Here is a 3743-nt window from a genome sequence, read left to right as displayed (position 1 = left end):
TGTAAAAATTGCTGCCATTTTTTATTTTCGTTTTGTAATTCTCTAATTTGATTTAAATAAGTGCGATCCTGAATTTTAAATGACACATCAAAATCACCATCTTCACAGATTTCTTTCTTTTCATTGTTTTTTTTGGCTTCAGTTAAATCTAAAATTTTCTGTTTATTCGCCTCTAATCTGCTTTGAACCCACTGCAAATCAAACGCTCTAAACTTTATTTGCAGTGTGGGTAAAATCAGCTGTACAGCCTGCGAAGCATTTTTGAATCTGCCATTTTTCTGTGCATAACTAGTTAATTCTGAATAGAATATCTCAAGCTTTTTATGCAACAGCGGCGCATATCGTTTACGTACATTTAAAATTCCATTAATTCTACGCTTTAAACTCGGGTTATAGGTGTAGACTTTCCCACTTTCATCTTCAACCAATTCTATGTATTTATTTAATATTTCTGAATATTTTTCATTAACCTGCTGCTGTCTATAGTCACTAATTCCTGTTGTCACCGTACTCATTTGATCAAGTAAATTCAGTAAATCCTGTACCGTATACATTTCCCCTAAAAACTGCATTTGCTGGCACTCTACCATCAGTTCAACCAACAATTTGCGTTCTGACGCGTCAAACTCAGTCTTTGGGTCAGGATCACTCATTATTTTATGTTCTCTTAAAAAGCGTCCAGCATGATCCAAAAAGCAATTCAGAATTTCGACCTTCAGTTGCTCAAAATCAAAAAGAGTGCAATTTTTCATTTTCAGTTCTAAATAATATTTTTCAGTATCTTATATCAACATTCTAGTAAAATATTATTTTTAATTATTAGGATTACATAAAAATCTATGTAAAAAAAATAGGATGAAGGCATCGAGATGGTTAACCTTCAGTCAAAAGGTATCCCATTTGAATTTAAAACTGTTCTGGTATGGAGTACCTGAATTCATGAGTTGCTTTCAAATTAATACTACTGACCTTCTTTTTATAAAATATCGCTCTATGATTGTCGAACTGATGACAATTGTTGCTGACTATTACCCTCATCTTAGTAAAGCTGAAGCTTTAAGAAAGGCGAATAATCAAGAATTCCCTTTTTCAGTGTTTAAAATAGATCAAAGTAAACGTGCACCTTTTTTGGTGCACATTAAAGATCTCGCAGATATTTTAGATAGTAAGTATTTAGAAGCTTCTAAAGATTATGCTACGTTTCATCGATGAGGCGTAGTACTTCCTCTAACTGCATAACATCCCTTCTCGCCTTCACTGACACATAACGCTGTAAACTGCTCCAAGAATCATGCAGACTTACTTTCTGAATCTCAGGAATAGTAAAGCTCTGTTCAGCTAGTCTAGTACATCCTTCATGTCTCAAATCATGAAAGCGTAGATCATCGATACCCAACATTTTACAAGCCTCTCTAAACTCTTTACCCAAGCTTTTAGGATTCAATGGCAACAGTAAGTTTTCATCATGCCCAAGCATCAACATCCGTTCTCGAACTTCTGACTGCTTTATTCTTTTAATCATTTCCTTACAAGGTTCAAGGACATCAAATGATTTATGATTACCTTTAGAGCCATTTGGATTTTTTAGATCATGTACTTTCCATGTTGAGTGATGTGAATCATAATCTCGAAGAAATAATCGTGTTAACTCAGCTTCACGTCTGCATGAGAAAACAGCAAACCAGATTATTAAATGCATTGGGTATTTAGAACCGTTACGGTTTAGCTTCCATCGCTCTGTGAAATACTTCGTCAATGCAATCAGCTCATCCGTTGAAGGAAGCCGGTCTCTTTTTTGACTGGAAGATATTTGACGTGTTTTTCTTAACTGCGCCGTAGCCTTATCAAAACCGTTTAAATCAATATCCATTTCCCACATAACAGCAGCATGAGAAAGTACACCACGGATATGTAAAAGCTCATGTTGCTGCGTACTAGTCGCAATAGGCTCAAGTTCCAAATGAGGGACTCCCCCCTTCCTTAAAGCAACATGCTCGGCCAAATGTACTGATTTTATTTTTGTGATAATATTGCGCGCGATTGGTAGCTTCTTAATTAAAAGCAGAGAATAGCGTTTCGTCCTTCCGTACTCGCTCCCGACTTCATCCAAATATTTATCTATGGCATCTGATAAGGTCAGATCAATCAGCTTTTCTTTGCCAAGTAAAATATCAGGATTTTCTTGAATTTCGACTTCTCGTTTCTTAACCCAGTTTTCAGCCAACTTCTTTGAGTGAAATGTTTTACTTTCAGAGAATGTAGGAAAGCCCTTTCGATTAATTCGAATCGCAGCACGATAGTTAACTTTACCATCTGCACCTTTCCTTGCTGTAATTGACCCCATAATTTACACCACAACCTGTTTTTTTGATTATGGTGTAAAATTTGGTGTAAATGCAAACCGATTAACCCACCTAAATATAGGTTCAAACAGATTCGCGCAGGTTGCGAAATATAGATTAAAGGTATGATTTTTAATGACTATTAACAAAAACATTGAAAACACTCAATCTCCGCGAATCAGTGTTGCACCGATGATGGATTGGACCACAAAAGACTATCGTTTTTTTGCACGTCTCTTCAATCCGAATGTAATTTTATATACCGAAATGGTGACTACAGGTGCCATTCTATTTGGTGGTGCAAATCGTCATTTAGACTATAACAATGAAGAGCACCCAATTGTTTTACAACTTGGCGGCTCAAACCCTAAAGACTTAGCTACATGTACCAAAATGGCTCAAGACTGGGGCTATGACGAAGTTAACCTCAATGTTGGCTGTCCAAGTGACCGTGTACAAAACAATAAAATTGGTGCATGTCTTATGGCAGAGCCAGACCTCGTCGCAGAATGTATCGCTGAAATGCGCCATGCTGTGGATATTCCCGTGACCGTTAAACACCGTATCGGCATTGATGACATGCATTCTTATGAAGAAATGCTACATTTTGTTGATACCGTTGCCAAAACGGGTTGTGATAATTTCATCGTACACGCACGTATTGCCTTGCTTCAGGGACTTTCTCCGAAAGAAAACCGTGAAGTGCCCCCCCTACGCTATGAAGATGTCTATCGTTTAAAGCAAGAGCGTCCAAATCTATTGATTGAGATTAATGGCGGGGTCAAAACCTTTGCAGAAACGCAAGAGCATCTCAAACATGTGGATGGTGTAATGATCGGACGTGAGGCATATCACAATCCCTACTTTCTGGCTGAACTTGGTCAGTTGTGGAATTTAGAACTTCCAGACCGCTTTGACATTATCAATCAAATGCTGCCGTATATTGCCCAGCGTATGGCTGAGGGTGCTCCGTTATCAATTATCACTCGTCACATTTTAGGTTTATTTCAAAACCTTCCGGGTGCTCGCAAATGGCGCCAGGCCTTAAGTGGTGGTAATGCTAAGACTTTTGCTGATGTTGAAAATGCAATTCTCAACATTAAAGACGCGATGCAACGCACCGAAGATTATTTAAAAGAACAGACTCTAGCTTAGTAATTTAGAATATTAATCTAAAAGAAAAAAGCGAAGCAGATGCTTCGCTTTTTTCTTTTATAGTCTGATACAAGGCTTTACTAAAGAACGTTTTCAATATTGGTCACACACACATTTCATTTTAAATTCATTAGGTGGTTAACCCGTAAATTTACTCAGAGCGCGCCAGTATTTATCTTTGAACAGGCTGACTTCTATTTCAAAGTTGTCTTTATATTTTTCAATCACTTGATCAATGACTTTAGA

At 37.3% G+C, this 3743-nt stretch carries 4 protein-coding genes; 2 read left to right on the top strand and 2 right to left on the bottom strand.

Annotation, left to right across the window (positions count from 1 at the left end; translation table 11 throughout):
* Positions 1-752 (bottom strand): hypothetical protein (locus DPG01_RS18150; protein ID WP_110975979.1); only part of this gene is annotated, 752 nt, incomplete at its 3' end.
* Between the two features lie 187 nt (positions 753-939).
* Here DPG01_RS18150 and DPG01_RS18145 point away from each other — a divergent pair.
* Positions 940-1212 (top strand): pyocin activator PrtN family protein, encoded by a 273-nt coding sequence (locus DPG01_RS18145; RefSeq protein ID WP_004723233.1) that lies wholly within the window; start codon positions 940-942, stop codon positions 1210-1212.
* Here DPG01_RS18145 and DPG01_RS18140 read toward each other — a convergent pair.
* Entirely contained in the window at positions 1196-2344 is a 1149-nt protein-coding gene (locus DPG01_RS18140; protein WP_004723234.1) for a site-specific integrase, read from the bottom strand. The two genes, DPG01_RS18145 and DPG01_RS18140, sit on opposite strands and share 17 nt — an antisense overlap.
* A gap of 133 nt (positions 2345-2477) precedes the next feature.
* On the opposite strand from DPG01_RS18140, the gene dusA reads away from it, so the two are divergent.
* Entirely contained in the window at positions 2478-3497 is a 1020-nt protein-coding gene (gene dusA, locus DPG01_RS18135) for a tRNA dihydrouridine(20/20a) synthase DusA (RefSeq protein WP_110975978.1), read from the top strand.
* The last annotated feature ends 246 nt before the right edge of the window (positions 3498-3743 follow it).

This window comes from Acinetobacter sp. WCHAc060042 (assembly GCF_003231195.1).
Classification (GTDB): Bacteria; Pseudomonadota; Gammaproteobacteria; order Pseudomonadales; family Moraxellaceae; genus Acinetobacter.
Note: the sequence above shows the minus strand (reverse complement) of the source record. Positions and strands in the feature narration are given on the sequence as shown.